Origin of the sequence: Streptosporangium sandarakinum, from assembly GCF_050942225.1 — a bacterium.
Classification (GTDB): domain Bacteria; phylum Actinomycetota; class Actinomycetes; order Streptosporangiales; family Streptosporangiaceae; genus Streptosporangium; species Streptosporangium nondiastaticum.
On the sequence record NZ_CP192034.1, the window covers coordinates 5,772,969 to 5,794,942 of the forward strand.

The 21,974-nt window shown below is 74.0% G+C and carries 21 protein-coding genes; 13 read left to right on the top strand and 8 right to left on the bottom strand.

Annotation, left to right across the window (positions count from 1 at the left end; all coding sequences use genetic code 11):
- Window positions 1–59: 59 nt before the first annotated feature.
- The 3 genes from ACQP10_RS26820 to ACQP10_RS26830 all read right to left on the bottom strand — a co-directional run bounded on the left by ACQP10_RS26820 (window position 60) and on the right by ACQP10_RS26830 (window position 2,275).
- Entirely contained in the window at window positions 60–890 is an 831-nt protein-coding gene (locus tag ACQP10_RS26820; RefSeq protein ID WP_433539953.1) for a hypothetical protein, read from the bottom strand.
- The gene (locus tag ACQP10_RS26825; protein ID WP_346022949.1) at window positions 887–1,390 is read right to left on the bottom strand and encodes a SigE family RNA polymerase sigma factor; all 504 of its coding nucleotides are present in this window, start codon (window positions 1,388–1,390) and stop codon (window positions 887–889) included. Before ACQP10_RS26825 ends, ACQP10_RS26820 begins: the two co-directional genes overlap by 4 nt.
- A 120-nt stretch (window positions 1,391–1,510) precedes the next feature.
- Entirely contained in the window at window positions 1,511–2,275 is a 765-nt protein-coding gene (locus ACQP10_RS26830; protein WP_346022950.1) for a DUF1707 SHOCT-like domain-containing protein, read from the bottom strand.
- An 81-nt stretch (window positions 2,276–2,356) separates the two neighbouring features.
- On the opposite strand from ACQP10_RS26830, the gene ACQP10_RS26835 reads away from it, so the two are divergent.
- The 7 genes from ACQP10_RS26835 (at window position 2,357) to msrB (ending at window position 10,647) form a co-directional block, all read left to right on the top strand.
- Window positions 2,357–3,661 carry an ankyrin repeat domain-containing protein gene (locus ACQP10_RS26835; protein WP_433539954.1) on the top strand — a complete coding sequence of 435 codons (1,305 nt, stop codon included), beginning with the start codon at window positions 2,357–2,359 and terminating at the stop codon, window positions 3,659–3,661.
- Between the two features lie 103 nt (window positions 3,662–3,764).
- On the top strand, window positions 3,765–5,435 hold the full coding sequence (locus ACQP10_RS26840) for an isovaleryl-CoA dehydrogenase (protein ID WP_346022952.1): 1,671 nt from the start codon (window positions 3,765–3,767) through the stop codon (window positions 5,433–5,435).
- A gap of 152 nt (window positions 5,436–5,587) precedes the next feature.
- Entirely contained in the window at window positions 5,588–6,016 is a 429-nt protein-coding gene (locus tag ACQP10_RS26845) for an OsmC family protein (RefSeq protein WP_179827070.1), read from the top strand.
- Window positions 6,017–6,376: 360 nt separating this feature from the next.
- Window positions 6,377–8,491 carry a glycogen debranching protein GlgX gene (glgX, locus tag ACQP10_RS26850; protein ID WP_399499330.1) on the top strand — a complete coding sequence of 705 codons (2,115 nt, stop codon included), beginning with the start codon at window positions 6,377–6,379 and terminating at the stop codon, window positions 8,489–8,491.
- Window positions 8,492–8,604: 113 nt separating this feature from the next.
- Window positions 8,605–9,342: a pyrimidine reductase family protein gene (locus tag ACQP10_RS26855; RefSeq protein ID WP_433539955.1), complete on the top strand. Its 738-nt coding sequence runs from the start codon at window positions 8,605–8,607 to the stop codon at window positions 9,340–9,342.
- Between the two features lie 146 nt (window positions 9,343–9,488).
- Window positions 9,489–9,851 carry a hypothetical protein gene (locus tag ACQP10_RS26860; RefSeq protein WP_346022955.1) on the top strand — a complete coding sequence of 121 codons (363 nt, stop codon included), beginning with the start codon at window positions 9,489–9,491 and terminating at the stop codon, window positions 9,849–9,851.
- Between the two features lie 391 nt (window positions 9,852–10,242).
- Window positions 10,243–10,647 (top strand): peptide-methionine (R)-S-oxide reductase MsrB, encoded by a 405-nt coding sequence (gene msrB / locus ACQP10_RS26865; RefSeq protein ID WP_346022956.1) that lies wholly within the window; start codon window positions 10,243–10,245, stop codon window positions 10,645–10,647.
- Window positions 10,648–10,749: 102 nt separating this feature from the next.
- Here the strand turns inward: msrB and ACQP10_RS26870 are convergent, their stop codons facing one another.
- The 3 genes from ACQP10_RS26870 to hemG form a co-directional block, all read right to left on the bottom strand.
- On the bottom strand, window positions 10,750–11,358 hold the full coding sequence (locus ACQP10_RS26870; protein WP_346022957.1) for a hypothetical protein: 609 nt from the start codon (window positions 11,356–11,358) through the stop codon (window positions 10,750–10,752).
- A 186-nt stretch (window positions 11,359–11,544) separates the two neighbouring features.
- Window positions 11,545–12,255 (bottom strand): hydrogen peroxide-dependent heme synthase, encoded by a 711-nt coding sequence (gene hemQ, locus ACQP10_RS26875; RefSeq protein WP_312873582.1) that lies wholly within the window; start codon window positions 12,253–12,255, stop codon window positions 11,545–11,547.
- 80 nt (window positions 12,256–12,335) lie between these two features.
- Complete coding sequence (gene hemG, locus ACQP10_RS26880) at window positions 12,336–13,772, bottom strand: protoporphyrinogen oxidase (RefSeq protein ID WP_389996941.1); 1,437 nt, start codon at window positions 13,770–13,772, stop codon at window positions 12,336–12,338.
- Between the two features lie 132 nt (window positions 13,773–13,904).
- On the opposite strand from hemG, the gene ACQP10_RS26885 reads away from it, so the two are divergent.
- Complete coding sequence (locus tag ACQP10_RS26885; protein WP_433539956.1) at window positions 13,905–14,903, top strand: DUF4349 domain-containing protein; 999 nt, start codon at window positions 13,905–13,907, stop codon at window positions 14,901–14,903.
- A gap of 7 nt (window positions 14,904–14,910) precedes the next feature.
- On the opposite strand, the gene hemE is transcribed toward ACQP10_RS26885, so the two are convergent.
- Both hemE and ACQP10_RS26895 read right to left on the bottom strand, forming a co-directional pair.
- Window positions 14,911–15,948, bottom strand: a complete 1,038-nt coding sequence (hemE, locus tag ACQP10_RS26890) for a uroporphyrinogen decarboxylase (protein WP_346022960.1) — start codon at window positions 15,946–15,948, stop codon at window positions 14,911–14,913.
- 440 nt (window positions 15,949–16,388) lie between these two features.
- Window positions 16,389–16,514 carry a hypothetical protein gene (locus tag ACQP10_RS26895; protein WP_346022961.1) on the bottom strand — a complete coding sequence of 42 codons (126 nt, stop codon included), beginning with the start codon at window positions 16,512–16,514 and terminating at the stop codon, window positions 16,389–16,391.
- Window positions 16,515–16,688: 174 nt separating this feature from the next.
- Here ACQP10_RS26895 and ACQP10_RS26900 point away from each other — a divergent pair, with 174 nt between their 5' ends.
- From ACQP10_RS26900 to ACQP10_RS26920, 5 genes are all read left to right on the top strand, one after another.
- Window positions 16,689–17,285 carry a DUF3000 domain-containing protein gene (locus ACQP10_RS26900; protein WP_179827053.1) on the top strand — a complete coding sequence of 199 codons (597 nt, stop codon included), beginning with the start codon at window positions 16,689–16,691 and terminating at the stop codon, window positions 17,283–17,285.
- Window positions 17,282–18,508 carry a ribonuclease D gene (locus ACQP10_RS26905; RefSeq protein ID WP_346022962.1) on the top strand — a complete coding sequence of 409 codons (1,227 nt, stop codon included), beginning with the start codon at window positions 17,282–17,284 and terminating at the stop codon, window positions 18,506–18,508. The genes ACQP10_RS26900 and ACQP10_RS26905 overlap by 4 nt, the downstream gene beginning before the upstream one ends.
- Before the next feature lie 275 nt (window positions 18,509–18,783).
- A complete protein-coding gene (locus ACQP10_RS26910; RefSeq protein ID WP_433539957.1) occupies window positions 18,784–19,926 on the top strand; it encodes a Gfo/Idh/MocA family protein in 1,143 nt (380 codons plus the stop codon).
- Window positions 19,926–21,056, top strand: a complete 1,131-nt coding sequence (locus ACQP10_RS26915; protein WP_433539958.1) for a dihydrodipicolinate synthase family protein — start codon at window positions 19,926–19,928, stop codon at window positions 21,054–21,056. Before ACQP10_RS26910 ends, ACQP10_RS26915 begins: the two co-directional genes overlap by 1 nt.
- A 61-nt stretch (window positions 21,057–21,117) precedes the next feature.
- Window positions 21,118–21,951, top strand: a complete 834-nt coding sequence (locus tag ACQP10_RS26920; RefSeq protein WP_433539959.1) for a sugar phosphate isomerase/epimerase family protein — start codon at window positions 21,118–21,120, stop codon at window positions 21,949–21,951.
- The last annotated feature ends 23 nt before the right edge of the window (window positions 21,952–21,974 follow it).

Consider the following 21,974-nt stretch of genomic DNA (forward strand, 5'->3'; position numbering starts at 1 on the left):
TCTGCGGACCCCGGCGGCCCTCGGGTCTCCGAGGCTCAGGGACCCCTGGGGCCCGCGCCTCAGCCGCCGTCCCCGTCGCTCCCCGGGCTCGGCTTCCCGCCGTCCCCGGGGCAGAGCGTCCTGATGATCCGGCCGTTGAGCGGGTCGGTCTCGACGACGGCGCCCGGACAGGGCGTCGCGACCGGGGGGGTCGCGACCCCGGTCTCGTCCGGGAACCGGCAGCCGGGGCCGCCCTCGCAGGGCACGTACCGGCTGAACGTGACGCTGACGCTCATGTCGGCCCGGGTCCTCGGGGCGTCCGCGACGACCTGCCGGGCGTCCCGGTCGCCGGTCACCGGCCGGCCCAGTTTCCGTACCGAGCCGGGCGGGACCACCGCGATCTCCATCCGCCCGACGTCGGACTCCGGGAACAGGCTGGCCACGGTCTTCGAGCGGTCCAGGTCCGCCGGCAGCTCGTTGCAGGACTGGGCGTTGCGGTACCTCCCGTTCTCCCAGTAGACGAGCTCCGCGCCGGGCGGACAGCGGACCACGACCAGCGTCATCGTCCCGGGCGGCCGTATGGGCAGGTCGAAGGACAGGCGCTCGCCCATGGTGGAGAACCGCTTCTCCAGGCCGACCTCGTTGACCAGGCGGGCGCCGTACCGGGGCGTCGGCTGGGCCATGACGCCGGTCCAGACGTCGTCGGGGACGGCGGTGACGCCACCGCCGGGCAGGGTGAGCGCCGCGACGGCGGCGAGGCCCGCCGCGAGCGTCCCGCCCAGCGCCGTGGCGCGGCGGCGCCTGATCCGCCGGACCCGCCGGTCGACGTCGGCGACGGTCACGCCCCCGCGGCGGCCGTCGTCGCCCTCCGTCGCCAGGATCTCGCGCAGTTCCGGCTCTGTGATCGTCAACTCGGCTCCCCTGAGGTGGTCGCGGCGATCGCCGCGGGATCGACGCGCAGCTTCGCCAGGGCCCGGCTGGCCTGGCTGCGGACGGTGGCCACCGAGCAGCCGAGGATCTCGGCGATCCGCGGGTCGGGCAGGTCGGCGAAGTAGCGCAGCACGACCACGGCCCGCTGCCGGTCGGGCAGCGCCGCCAGGGCCTGCCGTACGGCCTCGCGCGTGCCGACCTCGCCGGTGCGGTCCTCCCCCGCCGTGTCGGGCAGCGTCCCGGTGGGCACCTCGCCCCGCCAGCGGCGCCGCCACCAGGAGGCGTGGGTGTTGGTGAGGATGCGGTAGACGTAGGGGTCGGGGTCGTCGCCCACCCGCCGCCAGGCGAGCCACGCCTTGGCCAGCGCCGTCTGCAGCAGATCCTCGGCCGTGCCCCAGTCGCGGCACAGCAGGTAGGCGGCCTGCAGCAGGCGGGCCGAGCGCTGCTCGACGTACCGCTCGAAATCGGCTCTGTCTCGCACGCGCCGTCCTCGGTGTCTCGGTGACCTTCCACCGATCACTACGCTCCGGCCACCCCGGGACGTTGCACGCCTCGAACGGATCCTCCCGGGAACGGCCCGGGACGGGGGCGGCCGGGAGGATCAGTAACCGCGGTCGCGCCGCTCCTCACGCTCCTGGGCGCGGCGCTCCCACCGCTCCTCGCGGTGGGAGTCCCAGCCGTGCGGGGGCAGGGGCGGCCGCGGCCGCTCCGGCAGCTCGCCGTACGCCCGCTGCCAGTGCTCCTTCCAGGCCGCCCACGCCTTCTCGATCGGGCGCGCCCGCGAGTCGCCGACCACCTTGATCTCGCCCATGAGCGCGTAGGCCCGCACCCGGACGAGCGGCGCCCGCATGCCCTCGGGGGCCTCGATGACCTGGACCTTCTTCTCCCCCATGAACACGAAGCCGTCGATCTCGACGTCCACGCCGTCGGGAACGATGATCTTCACCGATCCCATGACCGCGGTGGCGAAGATGTCGACCACGTCGGTGCGGACCTCGGCCTGGCGCAGGTCGATCGTGACCTCGCCCATCACCGCGGCCGCGCCCAGCTCCCGGTCGATCCGCCACTTGCCGCGGCGCTTGGACTCGCTCATGACGGCCACGAGCCAGCGCCGCGCCCGGCCGCCCTCCGGCCGCGCCGGAGCCGGGGCGGGAGCGGGAGCGTGGGCGGGCCCCGGGCCCTGCGCCGAGGGCAGGTCGGAGGTGAGGACGGCGAGGTCGGCGTGGGTGACGGCGGTGTAGGCGGCCTCGGTGCGCTCGGTCAGCTCCCCGAGGGTCAGCCGCCCCTCGACGGAGGCGACGCGCAGCAGCTCGACCGTGGCCTCCCGCTCGGCGTCGGAGACACGCATCCCACCCGGATCACTCATGAGTCACAACATATCGCGATACAGGCGTTCGGTGGATCCCCATCGGGCAGGAGAACACGCCCGCCGCCTATCATCCGGAAGATGTACGCAGAACTTCTGGACGCGGTGACCGGGAACGACGCCGAGAAGGTCGAGCGCCTGCTCCGGGACGGCACGGCCCCCGACCCGGACGGCGCCGGGGAGACGACCGCCCTCTACCGGGCCGCGACCGGCGGCCACGTGACGATCGCGCGGGCGCTGCTGGCCGCCGGGGCCGACCCGAACCGGATCGGCGGCGGCGAGGACGAGGGCCTGCCGCTGTGCGGCGCCGCCGCCTGGGGCCGCACCGAGACCGTGGAGGCGCTGCTGGCCGCGGGGGCCGACCCGAACCTCCGGGAGAGCCACGGCTGGACCGCCCTGCTGTGGGCCGCGGCCAACGGCCACGCCGGGACCGCCCGGGCCCTGCTCGCGGCCGGAGCCTCCGCCGAGGACGCCAACGCCGGCGGGGAGACCGCGCTGACCCTGGCCACCCGGCGCGGCGCGCTGGGCGTGGTGCGCGCCCTGCTGGACGCCGGGGCCGACCCCACCCGGGCCGACGGCGAGGGCGACACGCCCCTGTCCATCGCCTATGACTGGCTCGGCACCCACCTGGAGAGCGCGCTGCTGGAGCAGCTCGCCGAGCAGGCGCCCGAGGACGCGGACCTCACGGTGAGCCGCACCCGCGCCGAGGACGGCACCGACCTGGTGACCGTCACGGCGGCGCGGCCGGACGGCGGGGCCTCCGAGATCGTCTGCCAGCGCGGCCACGCGGCCGTCGCGACCCTGCTGGAGGACGCGACCGGCGAGCGCCTGCCGTTCGGGGACCTGGTCGAGCGGGCGATGCCGTACCGGGACGTCGACGAGGAGGCCGAGACCTGGTGGACGGTGGCCGACTCGCTGAGCCGGCGGGCCGACGAGGAGACCTTCGAGGCGGCGGCGGAGCTGTCCGTGAGCGAGGACCCGCGGCGGCGGGAGTTCGCCGCCGACGTGCTGTCGCAGTTCGGCTTCGACGGGGACGAGCGGCCGTTCCTGGAGCGGACGCTGCCGATCCTGCGGCGGATGGCCGTGGCCGAGGGCGACGAGCGGGTGCTGCGCTCGGTGCTCGGCGCGCTCGGCAACCACGCCGACCCGCGCGCCCTGCCCGAGGTGCTGTCGGTCATCACCGCCGAGGGCTGGACCCGTACCCAGGCAGACCCGGCCGCGCTGGCCGCCGTCCTGCCTCCGGGCCACGCCGAGGGGCTGGCGCTGCTCGTCTCGATGACGGAGGACCCCGACGAGGAGGTGCGCGACTGGGCCGCCACCGCCCTGACCGGCCTGGCGGAGCACCGCGAGGAGGTCCGCGCCGCGCTGGCCGCGCGGGGGCTCTGAGCGCGGCACCGCGAGGAGGTCCGCGCCGCGCTCGCCGCGCGGGACTTTGAGATGATGCCGGAACCCGGCGAAAAGGGCCGGGCCGGCATCCTCGGAGGCACCCGTGACCCCTGATGCGACCCACGAGGTCTTCAACCAGGCACCCCCGTTCACCGGCCACGACGTCTCGGCCGACCCGGCGCTCCTCGAAGGTGTGACGCGCGAGGGCGCCGGCTGGGCCGTCGGCGAGCTGGGCCGGCTCGGCGCGCTCGCCGGCTCCGAGGAGGCCGCCGAGTGGGGGCGGCTGGCCAACGAGCACCCGCCGGTGCTGCGCACCCACGACCGCTACGGCAACCGGATCGACGAGGTGGAGTTCCACCCCGCCTGGCACGAGCTGATGACGGTCGCCGTGGAGAACGGCCTGCACGCCGCCCCGTGGGCCGACACCCGGCCCGGCGCCCACGTGGCCCGCGCCGCCAGGTTCCACGTCTGGAGCCAGGTCGAGGCCGGGCACGGCTGCCCGATCTCCATGACCTACGCCTCGGTCCCGGCGCTGCGCCACTCCCCCGACCTGGCCGCCGAGTGGGAGCCCCTGCTGGCCTCCTGCCACTACGACTTCGGGCTGCGCCCCCCGCTCGGCAAGCGCGGGTTGCTCGCCGGGATGGGCATGACCGAGAAGCAGGGCGGCTCCGACGTCCGCGCCGGCACCACCCGCGCCGAACCCCTGGGCGACGGCACCTACGTCCTGACCGGGCACAAGTGGTTCAACTCCGCCCCGATGTGCGACGTGTTCCTGGTCCTGGCCCAGGCGCCCGGCGGGCTGACGTGCTTCCTGCTGCCCCGCGTGCTGCCCGACGGCACCCGCAACGCCATGCGGCTGATGCGGCTGAAGGACAAGCTGGGCAACAAATCCAACGCCAGCGCCGAGGTGGAGTACCACCGCGCGCTCGCCTGGCCGGTCGGCGAGGAGGGCCGGGGCGTGCGGACCATCCTGGAGATGGTCAACATGACCAGGCTCGACTGCGTGATCGGCTCGGCGGCCGGCATGCGGTACGGCGTGACCCGGGCCGTCCACCACACCGCGCACCGCACCGCGTTCGGCCGGAGGCTGGCCGACCAGCCGCTGATGCGCAACGTCCTGGCCGACCTGGCGCTGGAGTCGGAGGCCGCGACCACGCTGATGACCCGGCTGGCCGGCGCCACCGACCGGGCCGTCGCCGGTGACGCCGCCGAGACGGCGCTGCGCCGTACGGCGCTGGCGGTCGGCAAGTACTGGGTCTGCAAGCGCGGCCCGGCGCACGCGGCCGAGGCGATGGAGTGCCTGGGCGGCAACGGCTACGTCGAGGAGTCGCAGATGCCCCGGCTGTTCCGCGAGTCGCCGCTGAACGGCATCTGGGAGGGCTCGGGGAACGTGGCCGCGCTGGACGTGCTGCGCGCCCTGCGGCGCGAGCCGGAGGCGCTGGACGCCTTCCTCGCCGAGGTGGCGCTCGCCGCCGGGGCCGACCGGCGCCTGGACGAGGCCGCGGAGCGGCTGGGCAAGACCCTCGCCGACCCGGCCGAGGCCGAGCTGCGCGCCCGCGCCGTCGCCGAGGACATGGCGCTGGTGCTGCAGGGATCGCTGCTGGTACGGCACGCGCCCGCGGCCGTCGCCGACGCCTTCTGCGCCTCCCGCCTCGCGGGCGGGGGCGGCCGGGCGTTCGGCACGCTCCCGGCGGGCCTGGACCTGGACGCGATCATCGAGCGGGCCGCCGTACGGCCCGCCGCCTCCTCCGAAGGCTCCGGCGCCGGGTCCTGAGCCGGACGGGCGCCGGCACCGGGTCCTGGGCCGTCCTGGACGCCGGCGCCCGGGGCGGCGGGCGCGAGATCTCCGGGAGCGGCGGGCCCGGCCGCCGCGGCGGCGGCGAGTAGGGTCGGTCGGGTAAGCCCATGATCGAAAGGATTACCGCAATGGCGACGACTCGTACCGCGACGACCCAGTGGAAGGGCGCCCTCCTCGACGGCTCGGGCACCGTCTCGCTCGACACCTCGGGCGTGGGCAGGTTCGACGTGTCCTGGCCCTCCCGGGCCGAGCAGGCGAACGGCAAGACCTCGCCCGAGGAGCTGATCGCGGCGGCGCACTCCGCCTGCTTCTCGATGGCCCTGTCCCACGGCCTGGCGCAGGCGGGCACCCCGCCGCAGACGGTGGAGACCAAGGCCGACGTGACCTTCCAGCCGGGCGAGGGCATCACCGGCATCGTCCTGTCGGTCCGCGCCCAGGTGCCGGGCCTGTCCGCCGAGGAGTTCCGGACCGCCGCCGAGAACGCCAAGGCGAACTGCCCGGTGAGCAAGGCCCTGGCGGGGACGACCATCACCCTGGACGCCGAGCTGGTGGGCTGACCGCCGCCCTGCCGCCCTGCCCGCTCCGCTCCTCCCGGTCCCCCGGCTCCCCCCGCTTCCTCCCGGGCGGGAGGACGCGGGCGAGCACGTAGACTCTGCCGGAAGCTCTCCGGCGGCACGCCGCGCGGGGGATCGGGCGCCCAGCGTCGTGCCCCGGTCCCCGCGGGCCGGCCGGGGCCCGCCGCCCACCGGGGTGAGGAACGGGCGGCCGGGGAGCCCCCGTGAGCGCGGCGTCGCCGCCGAGGACGGGCCACGACGGCGTGGCCGTCCGTCTCCCCTCATGCTCCCCCATGGCGCGAATGGGACACGGGTCCGCGACACCCTGCACACGAAGGTGTGATTGGAGGAGAATAGGGCTACATGCGCGAAACATGGCCGGGCGAGCCGTACCCCCTCGGCGCCACCTGGGACGGTGCGGGGACCAACTTCTCCCTGTTCTCCGAGGTGGCCGAGCGGGTAGAGCTGTGCCTCTTCGACGACGAGGGCCGCGAGGAGCGGATCGACCTCCCCGAGGCCGACGGGTTCGTCTGGCACGGCTACCTCCCGGGCGTCATGCCCGGCCAGCGGTACGGCTACCGCGTCCACGGCCCGTACGAGCCCTCCCAGGGGCACCGCTGCAACCCCGCCAAGCTGCTCATCGATCCCTACGCCAAGGCCGTCGAGGGCGAGGTCGAGTGGAACGAGGCGCTGTTCTCCTACGCCTTCACCGACCCGTCCGTGCGCAACGACGACGACAGCGCCCCGTTCATGCCGAAGAACGTGGTGGTCAACCCGTTCTTCGACTGGGGCGACGACCGGCTGCCCCGCACGCCGTACCACCAGACCGTGATCTACGAGGCGCACGTGCGCGGGCTGACCATGCGCCATCCGGCCGTCCCGCCCGAGCAGCGCGGCACCTACGCGGGGCTCGCCCACCCGGCGGTCATCGAGCACCTGCGGAGCCTGGGCGTCACCGCGGTCGAGCTGATGCCGGTGCACCAGTTCGTGCCCGAGCACGCCATGGTCGCCCGGGGGCTGACGAACTACTGGGGCTACAACACCATCGCCTACCTCGCCCCGCACGCCGCCTACGCCTCCTCGGACCGGCGCGGCGAGCAGGTGATGGAGTTCAAGGCGATGGTGCGGTCGCTGCACGAGGCGGGGATCGAGGTCATCCTCGACGTGGTCTACAACCACACCGCCGAGGGCGACCACATGGGCCCCACGCTGGGCTTCCGGGGCATCGACAACGCCGCCTACTACCGGCTGCACGACGGCGACCGGCGCTACCACCTCGACTACACCGGCTGCGGCAACTCCCTCAACGTCCGCTCCCCGCACGCGCTGCAGCTCATCATGGACTCGCTGCGCTACTGGGTGCTGGAGATGCACGTGGACGGCTTCCGGTTCGACCTGGCCGCCGCCCTGGCCCGGGAGCTGCACGACGTCGACCGGCTGAGCGCGTTCTTCGACCTGATCCAGCAGGACCCGGTGATCTCCCAGGTGAAGCTGATCGCCGAGCCGTGGGACGTCGGCCCCGGCGGCTACCAGGTCGGCAACTTCCCGCCGCTGTGGACGGAGTGGAACGGCAAGTACCGCGACACCGTCCGCGACTTCTGGCGGGGCAACGGCTCGGCGCTGCCGGAGTTCGCCTCCCGGCTGACCGGCTCGGCCGACCTGTACGCCTCCTCCGGGCGCCGCCCGGTGGCCTCCATCAACTTCGTCACCTGCCACGACGGGTTCACGCTGAACGACCTGGTCTCCTACGACCGCAAGCACAACGAGGCCAACGCCGAGAACAACCGCGACGGCACCGACGACAACCGGTCGTGGAACTGCGGCGCCGAGGGTCCGGTGGACGACGAGGAGGTCAACCGCCTGCGCCGCCGTCAGCGCCGCAACTTCCTGACCACCCTGTTCGTCTCGCAGGGCGTGCCGATGCTCACCGCCGGGGACGAGTTCGGCCGCACCCAGGGCGGCAACAACAACGCCTACTGCCAGGACAACGAGGTCTCCTGGGTCGACTGGTCGCTCGCCGGGTGCGAGCGCGACCTGCTGGAGTTCGTCCGGAGCCTGTCGCGGCTGCGGCGCGAGCACCCCGTCTTCCAGCGGCGCCGGTTCTTCCACGGCCGCCGGGCCGACGACGGCACGCGCGACATCGTCTGGTTCACCCCGTCGGGCGAGGAGATGACGGCCTCCGACTGGCACACCGGCTACGCCAAGTCGCTCGCGGTCTTCCTGAACGGCGACGCCATCACCGAGCCGGGCCCGCGCGGCGAGCGGATCACCGACGACTCGTTCCTGCTGCTGGTCAACGCCCACCACGAGGACATGACGTTCACCGTCCCCGGGGAGCGGTACGGCAGGCGGTGGGAGTCCGTGCTGGACACCGCCGAGGAGCGGCCCGGCGAGGCGGCCGGGGAATCCTGGCCGGCCGACGCCAAGGTCACGGTGACCTCGCGCTCGGTGCGGATCCTCCGCGGCCGCCGGGACTGACCCCGCGGCCGGCACGGCCCGTCCGGCACCGCCCGTCCGGCCCGGCCCCGCGGACGGTACGGCGCGGGCCCGCCGCCGGACCCGGGGTCCGGGGAGTGTGTCAAGGTAGGGGAATGCGCCTCATCCATCCCGCCCCCGCCTCCGGACCCGCCGACGACGCCGAGCCCGACCTCGCGGAGCTCTACGCCTACCCCGGCGACCGGTGGCTCCGGGTCAACATGGTGGCCAGCGCCGACGGCGGGACCTGGCTGGACGGAGCGTCCGGCGGGCTGTCCGGCCGGGGCGACCGGAAGGTCTTCGGGGTGCTGCGCGGGCTGGCCGACGTCGTCGTGACCGGGGCGGCGACCGTGCGGGCCGAGGGGTACGGACCGGCCAGGCCCAGGAAGTCGTGGGCGGCGCTCCGCGCGGGCCGTACGGCCGTCCCGCCGATCGCGGTGGTCACCGCGAGCCTGGAGCTGGACCTGTCGGGCCCGCTGTTCACCGAGGCCGACCCGGACGCCCGGACCATCGTCGTCACCTGCGAGGCGGCCCCCCGCGACCGGCGCGCCGAGGCGGCCCGGCACGCCGAGGTGATCGTCGCCGGCCGGGACCGGGTGGATCTCGCCCTGGCGGTCAAGGAGCTGGGCGGGCGCGGCCTGGGGCGGGTGCTGTGCGAGGGCGGGGCGAAGCTCAACGCCCAGCTCGCCGCGGCAGGTCTGATCGACGAGCTGTGCCTGACGGTGAGCCCGCTGCTGGTCGGCGGGGACGCCGCCCGGGTCCTCGACGGCCCGGCCTCGCTGACCCGGCTGCGCCTGGCCCACGTCCTGGAGGACGAGGGGTTCCTGATCACCCGTTACGTCAGGGAGGGCTGAGCGGCGGCGATCCCGGGCGCCGTTTCCCGTGAGCGCCGGGCTCCCCCGGGGCCGGGCTCCCGTGAGCGTCGGACTCCCCGGACGCCGTTTCCCGTGAGCGTCGGCTCTCGTGGACATCGGGCGAAATAAACGATATATCTCGCTCCATGGAGAAGAGATCCCCCACCGGTGACGAGCTGCGCGCCGCCGTCGAGGCCCGCCGGGAGCTGGGACCCGAGTACGAGGACTCCCTCGTCGAAGGATTCCTGGACAAGATGGACCAGGAGATCGACCGGCGGGTGGAGGAGCGGGTCGCCGCCCGTGTCCCGCAGCAGAAGCCGAAGGCCCCCGCGGTCCGGCCGGGCGTGGACGCCGGGCAGCGCCTGGCCCTGGCGATCGTCTCCATCGTCTTCGGCGTCGGCAGCACGGCCGCCTTCGCCATGGCCGACAGGAGCGCCGGCCCGATGATCCTCGTCTGGTTCGGGATCATCGTGGTGAACATCGCCTTCGCCGTCGGCTCCCGCCGCTGACCTTCCGCGCGGAGCCGCGAACCGGGAAGGGGACGCGGGCGGTTCGCAGGACACGCCGGGTCCGGGACCGTACGGAGGGCGAGGGGGTCGGGCGGTCCGCCCCGGAGTCACCGCGGCGGCGGGACCGGGCTCTCGACAGGGCGGACCGCGCGACCACCCGTCCGCTCACCGGTCGAACGCTGGCGCATCGTCCGGCCGACGGCCACTGTGGCCGTCCGGTTGGCCCATGGACGGCCCGACGGATGGTCTGACCCCTCAGCGGGAGGGTGAACCCTCCACATCTGCTAAGACGCAAAAACCGACATAAATGGATGCTTCACCACAAAGATTTTTTTCCTGGCATTTCGGGCGCTCTGTCCCGGCGGGAACACCCTCCGCATAGGCTGAGGGGATGGACAAGGTGGTCAAGAGCGACGCCGAGTGGCGCGCCCAGCTCTCTCCCGAGGAGTATCAGGTACTCCGCCAGGCAGGCACCGAGCGCCCCTTCACCGGGGAGTACGTCGACACCAAGACCGTGGGCGTCTACAGCTGCCGGGCCTGCGGCGCCGAGCTGTTCCGGTCCGACACCAAGTTCGAGAGCCACTGCGGCTGGCCGAGCTTCTACGAGCCGTCGAAGTCGGACGCGGTGACCCTCATCGAGGACCGCTCGCTCGGCATGGTCCGGGTCGAGGTCCGCTGTGCCGCCTGCGACTCGCACCTCGGACACGTCTTCCACGGCGAGGGGTACGACACCCCCACCGACGACCGCTACTGCATCAACTCCGTGTCGCTGCGGCTGGAGCCGGCCGACGGCTGACGGCTGACGGTCCCGCCGGGCCGGGCGCCGTACGAACGGCCCGGTGCCCGGCCGGTCCCGTCCCGGCGGACCCCCGGTACGGCGAAGGCCCGCGGGGCGGGCCTAGCCGCCGGGCCTGGGATAGGTGACGCGGCAGTCGGAGTCGCCGGGGCCGAGGATGTTGGCCAGGACGGGGTTGCCGTTCTCGCCGAACTTCGCCTGGACGAAGACGACGGGGTTCACCGAGCCGAGCTCCCCGACGAGATAGTCGAGGCCGGTCTCGCACAGCTTGATCGCCTGCTTGGAGTTGTCCGCGGAGTCCGGCAGGTCGGTGTAGATCCGCAGGTAGCCGCCGACGACGCGGATGTCCTTGACCCGCTTCGTCGCCTTGTGCGCCGCGAAGTAGGCGAACGCCCTCGGGTCGCTGTGCTTGGACGGACCGTCCGCCTTGGCCCCGTCGCCGGACCCGCGACCGCTGCCCGCCTTGCCGCCCGGCAGCACGCCCACCGCCCTGCCGTCCCCGGCGCCCTGCTGCGGCGCGGCCAGGAGGTGCTTCTGCGCCTCCGGGACGGGCGGCGGGTCCGCGGCGAGCATCGAGCGGCCCAGCGCCAGGACCGCGACCGCCAGCGCGGTCGCGCCGACCGAGATCTCCAGTGCCCGCGGCCGGGACCTTCTCCTGCGGCGCCCGCCTCCGCGCCCCGTGGACCGTGCCAGACCCGCGCCCGTGTTCACCTTTGGCCTCACATCGACAGGTGTTTTCCCCGAGTATGACAACGCCCGGGGAACTAATCGAGCGTTTCACCGGATTCGCCGGGCGTCCCCGCGCCGGGACCGGTCCTGGGCGGGGCCGCCCGGACCGGCCGTCTCCGGCGGGCACGTGCAGGCCGGGCGGGGCCGTACGGAGGGTCCGGCGCGGGACTACGGCAGCGCCGCCACCAGCTCGCCGACGGGCTTGCGGATGCCGGTGTAGAAGGGGATCTCCACCCGGGTGTGCCTGCGGGCCTCGGCGCCGCGCAGGGTGCGCATCAGGTCGACGATGCGGTGCAGGTCGTCGGCCTCGAAGGCGAGCATCCACTCGTAGTCGTTCAGCGAGAAGCAGGCGACGGTGTTGGCCCGCACGTCGGGGTAGTCGCGGGCCATCCGGCCGTGCTCGGCCAGCATGCGGCGCCGGTCGGCGTCGTCCAGGAGGTACCACTCCAGGGAGCGGACGAACGGGTAGACGCTGACGTATCCCCGCGGCTCCTCCTCGGCGAGGAACGCCGGGATGTGGGACTTGTTGAACTCGGCCGGGCGGTGCAGCGCCATGGCCGACCAGACCGGCTCGGTCAGCTCCCCCAGCGCGGTGCGGCGGAAGCGCGAGTAGGTCTCCTGCAGGTCCTCCGGGGTCGGCGCGTGCCACCAGAACATGAAGTCCGCGTCGGCCCGGAAGCCGGCCACGTCGTACAGGCCGCGGGTGACCACGTCCTTCTCCGCCGCCTGCGCCAGGAGGGCCTCGACCTCCTCGGCCATGCCCTCGCGTCCGGTCGCCGGGCAGCGCTCACGCAACCTGAAGACCGACCACATCGTGTAGCGGATCACGTGGTTCAGGTCGCGCGCCTTGGGCCTCGGGTTCCCGTCCGTCGTCCTCACCCCTCCGGGAGCCCCTCGGGGCTCCGTCGTTCTAGTCGTGTTCGTCGCGTTCGTCGTGTCGGCCGTCTCCGGCCGCCCGTTCAGCCGGCCTTCGACTCTTCCTTCCGCCATTCTCCCGCGGGGTCCAGGTGGTCCAGAATCCGGGCCGCCGCCGTACGGGCGGTGGAGATGACGGCCGGGATGCCGACGCCGTCGTAGGCGGCGCCGCACAGCGCCAGGCCGGGCTGGCCCGCGACGGCCGCGCGGATGCGGGCGACCCGGTCGAGGTGGCCCACCTCGTACTGCGGCAGGGAGCCGCCCCAGCGGGTCACCCGGGAGTCGAGCGGCAGCCCGCGCACGCCCATGACCTCGGCCATCTCGGCCGTCGCCAGGGCCACCAGCTCGGTGTCCTCGCGCTGGAGCACCGCCTCCTCGCCCAGGCGGCCGATCGAGCAGCGCAGCAGGACGAGATCGGGGTCGGCCTCGGCCAGGTGCGGCCACTTGACGGAGCTGAACGTGACGGCCTTGACCGGGCGGCGGTCGACCGCCGGGACGAGGTAGCCGCTCCCCTCGGGCATCCGGGGGAACGCCGCGCGCGGGTAGGCCAGGCTGACGATGGCCATGCTCGCGTACTCGATCCGGGCCAGCTCGGCCGCGGCCGCCGGAGCCTCCTCCGCCAGCAGGCGGCCCGTCGGGGTGGCCGGGGTGGCGAGGACCACGGCGTCGGCCTCGACGACCTCCGGATCGGGCACCGGCCCGGTCACCAGCCGCCAGCCGTCCGCGGTGCGCCGCAGCTCCCGCACGGTGACGCCGGTCCGCACCAGCGCGCCGGAGGCGGCGGCCACCGCCCCGGGCAGGCTGCCCATCCCCTCGCGCAGGGAGGTGAAGACGGGCCCGGCGTCCTTGGGCGCCTCGGCGGCGATGTGGCGGGCGGCGTTGAGCAGCGACCGCTCCGAGCGGGCCGCCATGGCGATCTTCGGCATCGTCGCGTCCAGTGAGAGCCGTTCGACCCGGCCCGCGTAGACGCCGCCGAGCAGCGGCTCGACCAGGCGGTCGACCACCTCGGTGCCCATCCGGGCCCGGATGTAGGCGGCCACCGACACGTCGGTGTCGATGAGCGTGGCCGGCAGCACGAGGTCCAGCGGCGTGCGCGCGAGGCCGCCCGGCGACAGGATGCCCGACCTGGCCAGCGCCCCCAGGTCGGAGGGGACGCCCATGACCTGCCCGGCGGGCAGCGGCCGGGGCGTGCCGCGGGTGAGGATCGCGCCCCGGGTGGTGCCGGGCGTCCGCAGTTCGTCGCCCAGGCCGGCCAGCCGGGCCAGCTCCTTGCCCTCGGGCCGCCGGGCGAGCATCGCCTCGGCCCCGACGTCCGTCTGAACCCCGGCGACCTCGGCGGCCAGGAGTTTCCCGCCGACCCTCGGGGCGCTGTCGAGCACGGTCACCCGCACGCGGTCCCCGGCTCGCCCGAGATACCACGCCGCGGCCAGTCCCGCGATCCCCCCGCCGACGACCACCACGTGGTGACGCTTGCGTTCCATGGGTGTTGACCGTACCCCCCTCCGTGGCCGCCCCGGCATCCGCCACCCCCGTGATCGCGCGGTGCGGAGACCGAGACGGCATCGTGACCGCGCGTGCTCAACCCCGCCGGACGAACCTCCGTCAATCAGGACATGAACAGATTCCGGTACGGCTTACGGCCGGCGGTCGCGCTGGCGGCCACGATGCTGGCGCTGACCGCGTGCGGCGGCGGGGCCGCCCAGATGAGCTCGCAGTCGGGTGAGGCCGCGCCCGCCGTGGCCAGAGACGTCGCGCAGGACCAGGGTTACGCCGACTCGGCGGCGTCCGGGGGCGGTGCGGAGAGGAAGAGCTCGGCCGCCACGGGAGCGCCGGCCGAGCAGGTGGACCCGGTCCCGCAGGACCGGCAGATCGTCTACACGGCCGAGCTGACGGTCCGGGTCAAGGACGTCGCCGCCGCGTCGGACCGGGCGCGCGGGCTCGTCGACGCCTCCGGCGGCTACCTCGCCACCGAGCGGTCCGGCTCCTCCAACGGCGACCAGGGCAGCGCGAACCTGGTCTTCAAGATCCCGCCGTCGGCCTACCCCGGCGTGCTGGAGCGCCTGGGCAAGGAACTCGGCGTCCGCGAGGCGGTGCGGCAGAACACCAAGGACGTCACCGAGCAGGTGGCCGACGTCGACAGCCGGGTGCGGTCGGCGAAGGCGTCGCTGGACTCGCTGCGCGCCCTGCTGAAGCGGGCGAACAAGATCGGTGAGGTGCTGGAGATCGAGCGGGAGATCTCCAGCCGCGAGACGGAGCTGGAGGCGCTCCAGGCCCGGCAGCGGTCGCTCGCCGCCAGGACGAGCATGGCGACGCTGACGCTGAACCTGATCGGCCCCGAGGTCGTGGTCCCCGAGCCGGAGGACGAGTCGTCGGGCTTCCTCGGGGGCCTGCGGACGGGCTGGCGGAGCTTCGTCGAGGCCCTGAAGATCGGCCTGACCGTGCTGGGCGTGCTGCTGCCCTGGACGATCGCGGCCGGGCTGGTGTGGCTGGTGGTGGCGTTCGTGCTGCGCCGTACCCGCCGCAACCGTCCGGGCCGTCCGACCCCGCCGCCCGCGGCGCGGGAGGAGGAGCCGGCGGCGCACGAGGAGCCGGCGGCCGCCGGGGAGCCGTAGGGGCGGGTCAGCGGGCGGACGTCTCGTGCACGAAGTCGGTGAGGCGGGCGAGCTGGCCGGGGTCGGCGCCGGGCGGAACGCCGTGTCCGAGGTTGAAGACGTGGCCCTCGGCCTTGGCACCGCGGGCCAGGACGTCGGCCGCTCGCCGCTCGACGACCTCCCAGGGGGCGAACAGGACCGCCGGGTCGAGGTTGCCCTGCAGCGCCCGGCCCGGCCCCACGCGCCGGGCGGCCTCGTCGAGCGGGACCCGCCAGTCGACGCCGACCACGTCGGCGCCGGCCTCGCCGAGCAGGCCGAGCAGCTCGCCGGTGCCGACCCCGAAGTGGATGCGCGGGATGTCCAGGTCGGCCAGGGCGGCGAAGATGCGGCTGGTGTAGGGCAGGACGAACTCGCGGTAGTCCTCGGGGGCGACCGCGCCCACCCAGGAGTCGAACAGCTGGACGGCCGAGGCCCCGGCCTCGGCCTGGACGCGCAGGAAGCCGATGGTGATCCCGGTCAGCCGGTCCATCAGGGCGTGCCACAGCCGCGGCTCGCCGTACATCATCGCCTTGGTGCGGTCGTGGCTCTTGGAGGGGCCGCCCTCGATGAGGTAGGAGGCCAGGGTGAACGGCGCGCCCGCGAAGCCGATGAGCGGGGTGGCGCCCAGCTCGCCGGTCAGCGCCCGGACGGCCTCGGTGACGTAGGTGACGTCGCCGGGTTCGAGGGGGCGCAGCGTCTCGATCGCGGCGGCGTCCCGGATCGGGTCGGCCACCACCGGGCCGATGCCGGGCTTGATGTCGAGGTCGATCCCGATCGCCTTGAGCGGCACCACGATGTCGCTGAAGAAGATGGCCGCGTCCACGCCGTAGCGGCGGACCGGCTGCATCGTGATCTCCACGATGAGGTCCGGGGTGGCGCACGCGGCGAGCATCGGCACCCCCTCGCGCACGGCCCGGTACTCGGGCAGTGAGCGGCCGGCCTGGCGCATGAACCACACGGGGGTGTGGGGGACGGGCCGTCGGCGGCAGGCGCGCAGGAACGGGGAGTCGGCAAGCTCGGGATTCACCCTTCCAGGGTGCCATGCCCAGGTCCCGGTCCGCTCACCCAGGCCACCCACGGGCGATCTAGGACGAAATCACCAGTTATTCAGTGAGATCATCCATAACAACGCCCAGGCACTTTCAAGTCGTGATGACGATAAGGTTCTACCGGTTTGGGTTCTTCGTCCCCCAGTTGAGAGCCGATCCGAAGCGCCAGGCGGCCGGGTCCGCCGTCCGGGGGGGCACGAAGCGATCATGTTTCCGGGTACAGTTCCTCCCATCGACGAACCTGGCCCGGCCCCCGGCTGATCCAAATGTTCGTCAAGTCACCGCGCGGCACCGATTCCGGCACCACTTTCGGGACACGCCGAGCACGTTGCGCGGAAATGTCGGCGCGACGTGCCAACGTCGGACCACGACCCGACGAAAGGCCTGTGCGATGTCCACGATGTCCATAACGTGGCGTTCACTCGAACACCGCGATGAGCACTGTGCTTCCTGCGCCGGCGACCGGGTTTTCGAGCAACCTCCCTGCCGCGACGGCCACGATCCCGGCGAGTGCCCGGAGTGGGCGTGCGTCGAGTGCGGTCACGCGCCGCTCCTCGCGCCCCGGGCGTTCTCCGGACCGTCCGGGCCCACCGGCCCCCGCGACGGTGGGGTCTCCCGCGTCTCCTGCTCGCCGGCGGCGTCGGCTTGATCGCTTCCGATGGCTCCTACACCCACCCCAATGGTCCCCATGCGCTCACTTCCGACCTACGCTTCCGGTATGACCATCGGTGACGCCGCGCCCGTTCCCGCCGCCTTCCGGCGGGCGGCGGCCACGCTGCGCCCCACGGAGGTCAGACCGGAGATCGAGCTGGAGGACATCCCGGCCCCGCAGCGGCTGGCCCCGTACTCGGCCGCCGTCGGCGCGTCGGTCTACCGCGACGACGACGAGCTGGCCGTCGGCCGCCTCATCATGCTCTTCGACCCCGACGGCCAGCGCGGCTGGGACGGCCAGTTCCGGCTCGTCGCCTACGTCCGGGCCGACATGGAGCCGGAGATCACCGAGGATCCGCTGCTGGGCCCGGTCGCGTGGAGCTGGCTCACCGAGTCGCTCGACGCCCACGGCGCCGCCTACGCCGCGGCCGGCGGCACCGTCACCAGGGCGGTGTCGGAGGGCTTCGGCAACAAGGCCGAGGATCCGGTGACCACGGAGCTGGAGCTGCGCGCCTCCTGGTCCCCGCTGGAGGAAGACCTCTCCGGCCACGTCGCCGCCTGGTGCGACCTGATGTGCCTGGCGGCGGGCATGCCACCCCTGCCACCTGGCGTGGCGGCCCTGCCGCAGCGCCGTCGCGAAGATCCGGAGTCCTTTCGAACGTGACCGACGAGACAACCATCGTTCCGCTGCTTGAGCCCAGGGAGGGTATACCTCCCGTCGTCGAGAACCCCGCCGAGCTCGCCCGCGTCGTGCGCGCCTTCGCCGCGGGCACCGGCCCCGTGGCGGTGGACGCCGAGCGGGCCTCCGGCTACCGCTACAGCGGCCGCGCCTACCTGGTGCAGCTGCGCCGGGCGGGTGCGGGCAGCGCGCTGATCGACCCGATCCGCTGCCCCGACCTGTCGGAGCTGGACGCGGCGCTGGCCGACGCCGAGGTGGTGCTGCACGCCGCCTCCCAGGACCTGCCGTGCCTGGCCGAGCTGGGCTTCCGCCCGCGCGCGCTGTTCGACACCGAGCTCGCCGGCCGGCTCCTCGGCTACGAGCGCGTCGGGCTCGGCCTGATGGTGGAGAACGTCCTCGGTCTCAGGCTGGAGAAGGGATACTCCGCGGCCGACTGGTCCACCCGGCCGCTCCCCGAGGACTGGCTGCGCTACGCCGCCCTCGACGTCGAGGTGCTCGTCGAGCTGCGCGACGTGCTGTACGAGGAGCTGAAGGCGACCGGCAAGCTGGCGTGGGCGCAGGAGGAGTTCGCCGCCGTCCTGGCCCACCGGGCCCCGGCCCCGCGCTCGGACCCCTGGCGGCGCACCTCCGGCATCCACAAGGTCCGCTCGCTGCGCGGGCTGGCCGTGGTCCGGGAGCTGTGGACGCTCCGCGACGGATTCGCCCGCGAGGCCGATCTCGCCCCGGGCCGGGTGCTGCCCGATTCGGCGATCGTCACCGCGGCCCTGGAGCTGCCCCGCACCACCAAGGCCCTCACCGAGATCCCCCCGTTCACCGGCCGCAGCGCCCGCAAGCACCTGCGCGAGTGGCTGGCCGCGATCGGCAGGGCCCGCACCCTGCCGGAGTCGCAGCTCCCCCAGCCGAGCACGCCGGGCGACGGGCCGCCGCCCGCCAACCGGTGGATGGACCGCGACCCCGTGGCCGCCCGGCGGCTGGCCGCCGCCCGGACCGTGGTGACCTCCCTGGCCGAGGAGCACCACATGCCGGCGGAGAACCTCGTCCAGCCGGACGCCGTGCGCCGCCTGACGTGGGAGCCGCCCCCGGTCGTCGACGAGGAGACCGTGGCGTCCCGGCTGCGCGAGCTGGGCGCCCGGGAGTGGCAGATCGAGCTGACCGCCGGTCCCGTCGCCAAGGCCCTGACGGAGCTGGAGGCCAAGGAGCCGGGCTGAGCGCCCCGGAACCGCCGGGGCGCCCGTTCCTGAGCCCGCCGGCGGTTCCGCCGCGTCCCCGCCGGGGCCGGGCGCGTTCCGGAGCGCCTTCGCCCGCGCTCCGGAACGCCCTTTCGTGCGTACTCCGGGTGCCCTTCCACGCGGTCCCCGGAGCGCTCTTCCGGGTGGGCTCCCGCCGCGGGTAACCGGGAAAACCCCCCGGGGATTCTTGCCGAGGAGACGGCGGCTGCCGTACGGTGACTCGGAAAGCGCTTTCCATAGGAGGCAGGAGAAGGATGTCCCACCGAAGCATCGGCGTCGTGATGAACGGCGTCACCGGCCGCATGGGCTACCGCCAGCATCTGGTCCGCTCGGTCCTGGCGATCAACGAGCAGGGCGGCGTGACGCTGTCCGACGGCGGCCGGGTGACGCTCAGGCCGGTGCTGGTGGGCCGCAACCCGGACAAGCTGGCCAAGCTGGCCGCCGACCACGGCATCGAGGAGTGGACCACCGAGCTCGACGCCGCCCTCGCCGACGAGTCCAACCTGATCTACTTCGACGCCCAGGTCACCCAGGCCCGGGTGAAGGCCGTCCTCGCGGCGATCGAGGCCGGCAAGCACGTCTACGCCGAGAAGCCGACCGCCGAGAACCACGGCGACGCCGTGGCGCTGGCCGAGGCCGCCGCCGCCCGGGGCGTCAAGAACGGCGTCGTGCAGGACAAGCTGTTCCTGCCGGGCCTGCTCAAGCTCAGGCGGCTGATCGACGGCGGCTTCTTCGGCCGGATCCTGTCCGTGCGCGGCGAGTTCGGCTACTGGGTCTTCGAGGGAGACTGGCAGGCCGCGCAGCGCCCGTCGTGGAACTACCGCGCCGAGGACGGCGGCGGCATCGTGCTGGACATGTTCCCGCACTGGACCTACGTGCTGGAGAACCTCTTCGGCCGGATCGAGTCGGTCTACGCCCACGCCGTCACCCACGTCCCCGAGCGGGTGGACGAGCGGGGTGAGAGCTACCCCGCCACCGCCGACGACGCCGCCTACGGCGTCTTCGAGCTGGAGGGCGGCGTCGTCGCCCAGATCAACTCCTCCTGGACCGTCCGGGTGAACCGGGACGAGCTGGTGGAGTTCCAGGTGGACGGCACGCACGGCAGCGCCGTCGCGGGGCTGCGCAACTGCCGGATCCAGCACCGGGCGGCCACCCCCAGGCCGGTCTGGAACCCCGACCTGCCCGTCACGGCGCGGTTCCGCGACGATTGGCAGGAGGTGCCGGACAACGCCGAGTTCGACAACGGCTTCAAGACCCAGTGGGAGATGTTCGTCCGGCACGTGCTGGAGGACGCGCCGTTCCCGCACGACTTCGCCTCCGGCGCGCGCGGCGTCCGCGTCGCCGAGCTGGCCCTGCGCTCCTCCGCCGAGGGCCGCCGTCTGGCGATGGAGCGGTGATGCGGATCGGCCTCCCCGGCGGGGAGCACACCCTGCGCGAGCCGGTCGCCTGGGAACGGCCCGCCGGCCCGCCCCGTAACCGCGTCGTCTACGCCGCCGCGCACGTGGTGGCCGACCCGCTCGGCGACAACACCCCCGGCGCGCCCGCCGCCGTCGACTGGGACGCCACGCTGCGCTTCCGCCGCCACCTGTGGTCGTACGGCCTGCGCGTGGCCGACGCGATGGACACCGCGCAGCGCAACATGGGCCTGGACTGGCCGGCCACCCGCGAGCTGATCCGGCGCAGCGCCGCCGCGGCCGCGGAGCTCGGCGACCCGGCCGAGCTGGTGGCCTGCGGCGCGGGCACCGACCACGCGCCGGGCGCCGCGACCCTGGAGGAGGTCACGGCCGCCTACACCGAGCAGGCCGAGACCGTCCGCGAGGCCGGGGCCGGCGTGATCCTGATGGCCAGCCGGCAGCTCGCCGCGATCGCGCGGGGCCCGGAGGACTACCACGCGGTCTACGGCAAGCTGCTGTCGCAGGCCGACCGCCCGGTGATCCTGCACTGGCTGGGCGAGATGTTCGACCCGAACCTGGCGGGCTACTGGGGCTCGCGGGACGTCGCCGAGGCCACCGCCTCGTTCCTGGAGCTGATCCGCGAGCACGCGGCGGTGGTCGAGGGCGTCAAGGTCTCGCTGCTGGACGCCGGGCACGAGGTCGCGCTGCGCGCGGCGCTGCCGGAGGGCGTGCGGCTCTACACCGGCGACGACTTCAACTACCCGTCGCTGATCGCCTCGGGCAGCCACGCCCTGCTGGGGATCTTCGACGCGATCGCCCCGGCCGCCGCGGCGGCCCTGGCCGCGCTCGACGCCGGGGACACCGCCCGCTACGACGAGATCATGGGCCCGACGGTCCCGCTCTCCCAGAAGATCTTCGAGACGCCGACCTACCACTACAAGACCGGCATCGTCTTCCTGGCCTGGCTCAACGGCCACCAGGACGCCTTCACCATGGTGAACGGCGCCCAGGCGTCGCGCTCGCTGCCGCACCTGGCCGAGGTGTTCCGCCTGGCCGACCGGGCCGGGCTGCTGGCCGACCCGGAGATGGCCGTGCACCGGATGCGGTCGCTGCTGGCGGTGCACGGATGCTGAGCGGACGGGCACGGACGCGGGCGGACCGGGCGCGGGCCGCGGCGGGAGAGGAGGCGGCGCGATGAGCCGTCTGTCGCTGAACCAGTGGACCACCAGGCGATGGTCGGTGGCCGAGGCCGTCGAGGGCTGCGTACGGCACGGCGTCGGGGCGATCGGCCTGTGGCGGCAGGACGTCGCCGCGCAGGGGCTGGACGAGACCGTGAAACTGGTGGCCGACGCGGGCCTGCGGGTGTCGTCGCTGTGCCGGGGCGGCTTCCTGACCTCCGGGGACCGGGAGGCGCTCGACGACAACCGGCGGGCGATCGACGAGGCCGCCACTCTGGGCGCGGCGTGCCTGGTCATGGTGGTCGGCGGCCTGCCGGGCGTGACGCCCGGCGAGCCCTCCCCCGCGGTGGACCGCGACCTCGCCGGGGCCAGGGAGCGCGTCGCCGGGGCGCTGGCCGCGCTGGTCCCGTACGCCGCCGAACGGGGGGTACGGCTGGCGCTGGAGCCGCTGCACCCGATGTACTGCGCCGACCGGGCGGTGCTGTCCACGCTCGGGCAGGCGCTCGACCTGGCCGAGCCGTACCCGGCGGAGCGGGTCGGCGTGGTCGTCGACACCTTCCACGTGTGGTGGGACCCGCAGGTCCTGGCGCAGATCGCCCGGGCGGGCGACCGGATCGCCTCCTACCAGGTGTGCGACCAGCTGCACCCGCTCCCGGCCGACGTGCTGCTCGGCCGGGGCGTGATGGGCGACGGGGTGATCGACTTCGCGCCGCTGACCCGGGCGGTGGCCGAGGCGGGCTACACCGGGGACATCGAGGTGGAGATCTTCAACGCCGACGTGTGGGCCGCCGACCCCGACGAGGTCCTGGCCCGGGTGAAGGCGAGGTTCGCCGAGCTGATCGAGGACTGAGACCCGGCCCCGGAGGCGGCCGG